Raw genomic sequence first — 6,320 nt, 5'->3', positions numbered from 1 at the left:
TGCTGAGGAGACCATAAACAACGGATCGCTTCAACAATAAATTTCCAGAGGATTGAATCGATTTTGAGTTTTCTGTGACCACGTCTACGTCTAGCGAAGGTGTTATCAGAAGCATATCGAGCTTGATAAACGTCATTGATGCTATTTCTTTTAAGCTCACGATAGATCGTACTAGGATGTCTTTTAATGAGTTCAGCAAATTTTCTGGCTGAAAAGCCTTCTTTTCTTGACTCAAGCATTAATGCAGTACGATCTTCAAAGTTAAGATGATGGTATGACAATTTTATATACTCCATAAACCCTTTAAATTAATTAGGTGGTTTATGTCGCACTTCAAGTTTTACTCTGCCGATCTAATTGTTTAAGTATGTAATGTATATCGTATTGAAAATAAAAAAATTCCTTTTAAAAAGCACCGTTATCGGTGCTTATAGTTATTTACACTTTCCATTAGGACCATTTATTTCTTCTTTTAAAGAATCAATATCCATTTGAATTAACTCTTTATCAGCAGCTACTACTAGACCAGATCTTTTCATGAAAGTTTTATATTCTTTAAATCTAGAAATAAGAAATTCATTATATTTTAATTCGGATTGCATATAGCTACATTCTATTGAATCTAGCTTTTTCCTTTGCGAACTGGTTAAATTTTTATTCGCATTCTTTTTGATAAAAGCATCTCTTTGTGCTTGAACTATATGGAATTTTTCTAAAATACTATAATATTCATCTTCAAAGCTTGTGTTTGGTGCCGCCGTAGTGTTAGTACAAATAAGTAAACCCAAGATAAAAAATCGTAATTTCATAATATGTAATATTCGCTTATGATAATTAAAAAGTGCATATTATAAGACTGTCACCATCAAATAAAGTAAATAAATTATATAAAAGAAAACCGCCCCAGAAGGCGGTTGCTGAAATTTATCAGCAATTATAAAAGTGCGGTGGACACACACTTTTATAGGTTTTAAACCAGATTTATTTTTTTATTATTTTTTTTATACTCTTCGGAATTAAAATAGTTCACTATCATCTTGGCATTTTCTTCTGATACTGCCTTTTTACTTTCAAGTACGGATTGAGTTTCTTTTTTAGTATTAAAGTCAGCAGGTACAATACTTGAAAGTGGTGGAAGTTTTGGCTGACCACCTGTTGTAATTCTTTCAATAAAGCTTGCTAACCACATAATATATTCACCCTTATTTTTATATTTAGGCATTAAGCTCATGTCGAGTTTAATTGAACATTCATTTAAGGGTTTACTTAGACATTCTTCAAAGTCTATAAAATTATATTTGAGTTTACAGGGGGTTCCCTTTATCTCTTTTCGAATAATACTGACCAAATTATTTAATTGTTCAATCAGGTTATCAGAGAACAATTTATCTTCTTCGAATTTTTTATACACCTTCTCGGCGATTATTAGAAATTTTGGCATGGTTCCTTCCCTCTTATTCTGACTTTGGTGATTAATCAGATTTTTAGGGAAGTATGATGGATATATTATTGCAGTATGTAAGTGTTGAAATGCCAAATGTAATCAATAAGAGGGTTATGAAACTGCCTTCCATAATAAGCCACAGCAATTAAATAAAATGCAAAATTCGTCGCATTTTATGTGCGGAAAGATTTTATAGTTGGTAATAATTTTCTGAAAAAAAATTAAGCTCATCAATAATATTATTTGACTTATATTTTTTGTGCTGTCTTAGCTAAAAATAGAATATAGAAATTTTTGAATTATTTTTTTATTTGCTGCCTTGCTGAATAACGAGTTTTTAGTCGAGGGACTGAAAAGTTAACCGTGTCTTCAGCAAGGTCTTTTATAATTTATGTTTTAGCTTGATGGTACTCATGCACCGCTTAAAGCTGCTTCAAACATTTCAATTATTGCTTTGGCTCCTTCAGCCTTTTGCCTTGCGTCTTGATCGTCAAAGATAATGGTTTCGTCATTTAGTTCACTCACATATCGCCGGGCTTCGTCTAGAGCTCTCCTTAGTTTTTGGACTTTGTGTTTGTTTACATCTTTGGCAATGGTTGGCGCATATCCTCCACGTTTTGCGTTTTTAAGTTGTCTAGCTCGGTTCTCTATTGCTGTAGCCATTCAAACACTCCAACTCACCTAACAAATTTTAGTAAAGCAACTTTATTGTTTGTTATTCTTAAACATTTAGTATTTTCTTTGTTCAAAGTGTCAAAATTGTTACTTAAGCCTTACTCCTGAAAAGTTATAGATCGAGTTTGCTTAAAAATTAATCTTTTCAAGTTATGAAACGCACATAACTTGGTATAGTCAATTTATACCGCTATTTAATAATAATTTTCCAAAAATAATTATTAATTAATGTATAAAATTATTAAAAGAATGCTATCTATTTGAAAAATCAAGAAAGATAGCATTCTTCTATTTAGTTATTCTACTGTTAGTTTTTGAAAATCATAGGCTGAAGGCGCTTGATACACTCTTAAGCCAAACTCTGGCAATATCGCGATGAGATGATCAAATATATCAGACTGAATTGCTTCATAAGAAACCCACGCCGTAGTATTGGTAAAAGCATAAATTTCTAAAGGTAGACCTTCACTCGTCGGTTGTAATTGACGAACAATAAGAGTTTGGTTTTGAGCAATGCCCTTATGCTGACGTAAATAGAATTCAACATATGCTCTGAATGTCCCAATATTGGTTAAACGTCTTTTGTTATAGCGTGACTGACTCCCTAAATGCTTATTGAATTCTTCAATTTCAGATTGCTTGGCATTGAGGTATTGATCTAATAATAGAAAATCTTTAAGTTTTTGCTGCTCTTCTTCAGTCATGAAGTGAACGCTAGTTTGATCAATATAAAGAGAACGCTTCATACGGCGACAACCGGCATTACTCATACCGCGCCAGTTTTTAAAAGTGTCCGTTACGAGTTTATTGGTTGGAATGGTGGTATAGGTTTTATCAAAGTTCTGGACTGTGACTGTATGCAATGAAATATCAATCACATCACCATCGGCATTTAACGATGGCATTTCAATCCAGTCTCCTATACGTACCATGTCATAAGAAGCAATTTGTACACTCGCGACCAATGACAAAATGGTATTTTGGAATACCAGCATTAATACGGCTGCCATCGCACCGAAGCCAGCCAGTAAGGTAAATACATCCTTTTTAAGGAAAGTACCTAAAATCATCAAACCACAAACAACAAAAATGATGAGTTTAACGAGTTGTAAATAACCTTTAATCGGCTTATTTCTAGACTTTGGATTACGCTGATAGATTAAGTTAAATATATTTAATAATTCACTAATAGTGAGTGCAATAGTCAGGAAAATAAATGCCTGTGCGCCCATCTGTACCAAAGCAATGGCTTTTTCAGATAAGTGTGGAACAGTGGTAATACCATTCATAATCACAATGGCTGGCACAATATTGGCAAATCGCTTAATAACACTATGCTGAGCAAAAACAGATTGGTTAAGTGACTTGATTTTAGTCACTAAATGACGGATTCCCCTAACAATAATTCGCTTAGCAATAAAGTTTGCCAACGCAGCAAATAAAATCAAAATTGTGAGTGAAACTATCATTTCTAGCCAAGGATAGTTGCTTAACTCAGCTTGAAGATCACGATAATAATTAAAAAAATCCAAACCCTTACACCTTACAACTTTATTTTCAATAATTTTAAAGTGTTCGTATGTTATAGATTAAGGCTTGTTTACATATGTCGTCATAAATACAACACGTCTATAATACTTAATCGCTAAATTAGATTAATTTTTAGAAAAATGATTCAAGTAGGCAATAAGTAGATTTTCATTTTTAAAATAAGACTAGTTATTCAACACTGCTTTATCTACTTAGCTCCTTCATAAGAAGTGCTCTTTTTATCAAATTACAGCTTTTTTGTTTCAATAAACTTACCTTGGTATGAAGAGTTATGAATGAAAAAACTTTCCTCATCACCTATTTTTCTTCATTTTTTCGTCAACTCACTTATTTTTTCACTGTGATTAAATTTTATAAAATAGTAAGTTCCTGCCTATCTGCTTATATTTAAAAAGTTTATTAATTTAAACTTTTGTAAAATATAGAGTTTATTATTCAAAGAATTAGAACAAAAAAATTAGTGAAAATTCCTATAACTCCTCCTGTTTTTTCTTTACAAACCGCAACAATCTTGGAATAAATCGTAATAATAATTTAATTAATAATAATTATCATTTACAACACATAAAAACCTGAGAAGATCTGCCATGATCCATGAAAATATTCTCGAATGCATAGGTAAAACGCCACTATTACAACTATCAAGGCTATTCACGCATCAATCAGTCTCAGTGATTGCGAAAATGGAATTGTTAAACCCAGGAGGAAGTATTAAAGACCGTCCAGCATTATTCATGCTACAGGAAGGCCTGAAATCTGGAGTGATTAATAAAGACAGCCATATTGTTGAAAGTTCATCAGGGAACTTAGCTATTGCGCTTGCAATGGCCTGCAAAATATATGGATTAAAATTTACTGCCGTGATTGACCCAAAAATTGCCTCAGCAAATTTACAAATGCTGAAGCTTTATAAAGCCAATATCGAAATGGTTTCTGAGAAAGACCAAAACGGCGGATATTTAAAAACCAGAATTGACACTGTAAAACGGCTATGCCAACAACTGCCAAATGCGGTTTGGATTAATCAATATGCCAATCCAAACAACTGGAAAAGCCATTACTTTGGTGAAGCAGAAGAAATCCTAAATCAAATTGATCGCAAGATTGATTACCTCGTGATTGGAGCAAGTACCTCCGGAACGATTATGGGCGTGTCTCGTCGCCTTAAAGAAAGATTTCCAGAATTAAAAGTCATTGCTGTCGATATTGTCGGCTCTGTGCTGTTTGGTGGTACATCTGGTCCACGCGAAATTCCCGGTATTGGAGCAAGTACTGTTCCGGCTCTCCTCTCCCCCGATGAAATTGATGATGTCATTTATGTAGATGACTACGAGTCGGCACTTGGTTGTAGAGAACTTCTTGAACACGAAGGAATCTTTGCAGGCGGTTCAAGCGGCTCATCAATTTCAGCCATAAAAAAACTGATTCCAACCATTCCCGAAGGTTCATGCGTCTTAACGCTTTTACCCGATCGCGGCGACCGTTATCTCGATCTGGTTTATGAAGATGAATGGTTCGAAATGATCAAAAAGCGTCACTTCAATCGAAACGTACGACGTCAAGAAAACCTTACTTTACAAAATGTTGTTTAACTTTCTCCTTAGGACATATTCATGAGCAATTTGGCTACCCTTCGCTATTTAAGTCAATCAGATTTATTAAATCTTGGAGCAAATCATAGTAATTCATTTATTGAAGCGATCACTGAAGGTTTAACCCTGCATGCAAATAAACAGTTTGTACAACCCTTAAAACCATACCTTCGCTGGCAAGGTGCAGACCATATTGCTGACCGTATTATCGCTATGCCTTGTTATTTAGGTGGCAACGACCCGATTGCCGGAATCAAATGGATTGGTTCAAGACAACATAACCCTAAAAAATTCAATATTCCGCGTGCCAGCGCACTGATTGTTTTAAATGATTCAGAAACAAATTATCCGGTTGCAGTGATGGAAGGCAGCTTAATTAGTGCAATGCGAACTGCTGCAATTACGGGTGTTTCGATTAAGTATCTAGCAAAAAAAGACTTTTCAGACATTACCGTAATTGGCTGCGGTCCAATTGCTCAAATGCAGATTAAAACTGTACTTGAGCAATACGCTCAAGTGAAAAAAATCCATTTATTTGATGTAAACCCTGAAGCAGCTGAAAAACTCAAAGCATTGTTCTTATCAGAATATCCGAATCTAGAAATTGAAATTCATGACAGTGCTAAGTCTGCAATTGTGCAAGCCGATGTCCTCATTACCTGTACCGTTTCAGATAAGCCTTACATTCCGTTTGAGTGGCTTAAAAAAGGCTGCTTTGTTTCAAACATTTCAATTATGGACATCGAACCCGAAGTCTTCTTAAAAGTAGACAAAGTGATTGTAGATGACTGGGACCAATCAAACCGAGAAAAGAAAGTCATCAACGTGTTGGTTGAAGATAGCTTGTTCAGTCGTGAAAAACTGCATGCTGAACTTGGCGACATCATTATTGGTCATAAAAACGGCCGTGAACACGAAGATGAAATCATTTTGCTCAACCCAATGGGCATGGCAATTGACGATATTGTCTGCGCGAAGTGGTTCTTCAATGCTGCACAAGAACAAAACGTTGGCACGGTTCTACCGCTTTTATAAGAATAGGAATAACTAAAATGTTA

The 6,320-nt window shown here is 34.5% G+C and carries 7 protein-coding genes; 2 read left to right on the top strand and 5 right to left on the bottom strand.

From position 1 onward, the window contains the following. The 5 genes from J671_RS13815 to J671_RS13795 form a co-directional block, all read right to left on the bottom strand. The coding region (locus J671_RS13815) for a helix-turn-helix domain-containing protein (protein WP_230400570.1) at positions 1 to 239 on the bottom strand (239 nt) is incomplete at its 3' end. A 195-nt stretch (positions 240 to 434) separates the two neighbouring features. After that, on the bottom strand, positions 435 to 788 hold the full coding sequence (locus tag J671_RS13810) for a hypothetical protein (RefSeq protein ID WP_227556649.1): 354 nt from the start codon (positions 786 to 788) through the stop codon (positions 435 to 437). A 182-nt stretch (positions 789 to 970) separates the two neighbouring features. Then, positions 971 to 1,441 (bottom strand): hypothetical protein, encoded by a 471-nt coding sequence (locus tag J671_RS13805; RefSeq protein WP_004886619.1) that lies wholly within the window; start codon positions 1,439 to 1,441, stop codon positions 971 to 973. A gap of 414 nt (positions 1,442 to 1,855) precedes the next feature. After that, positions 1,856 to 2,107, bottom strand: a complete 252-nt coding sequence (locus J671_RS13800) for a hypothetical protein (protein WP_002048677.1) — start codon at positions 2,105 to 2,107, stop codon at positions 1,856 to 1,858. A 308-nt stretch (positions 2,108 to 2,415) separates the two neighbouring features. Next, positions 2,416 to 3,651, bottom strand: coding sequence for a mechanosensitive ion channel family protein (locus J671_RS13795; protein WP_031982629.1), 1,236 nt, complete (start codon positions 3,649 to 3,651; stop codon positions 2,416 to 2,418). 606 nt (positions 3,652 to 4,257) lie between these two features. Between J671_RS13795 and sbnA the strand changes: the two genes are divergently transcribed. Then, complete coding sequence (gene sbnA / locus J671_RS13790; RefSeq protein WP_031982628.1) at positions 4,258 to 5,262, top strand: 2,3-diaminopropionate biosynthesis protein SbnA; 1,005 nt, start codon at positions 4,258 to 4,260, stop codon at positions 5,260 to 5,262. Positions 5,263 to 5,283: 21 nt separating this feature from the next. Next, a complete protein-coding gene (sbnB, locus tag J671_RS13785; RefSeq protein ID WP_031982627.1) occupies positions 5,284 to 6,297 on the top strand; it encodes a 2,3-diaminopropionate biosynthesis protein SbnB in 1,014 nt (337 codons plus the stop codon). Positions 6,298 to 6,320 lie beyond the last annotated feature (23 nt).

Origin of the sequence: Acinetobacter sp. 1130196 (assembly GCF_000588095.1) — a bacterium.
In the GTDB taxonomy this organism is placed as follows: domain Bacteria; phylum Pseudomonadota; class Gammaproteobacteria; order Pseudomonadales; family Moraxellaceae; genus Acinetobacter; species Acinetobacter nosocomialis.
The sequence above is the reverse complement of the archived record's forward strand: the minus strand, read 5'-3'. Positions and strand labels throughout refer to the sequence as shown.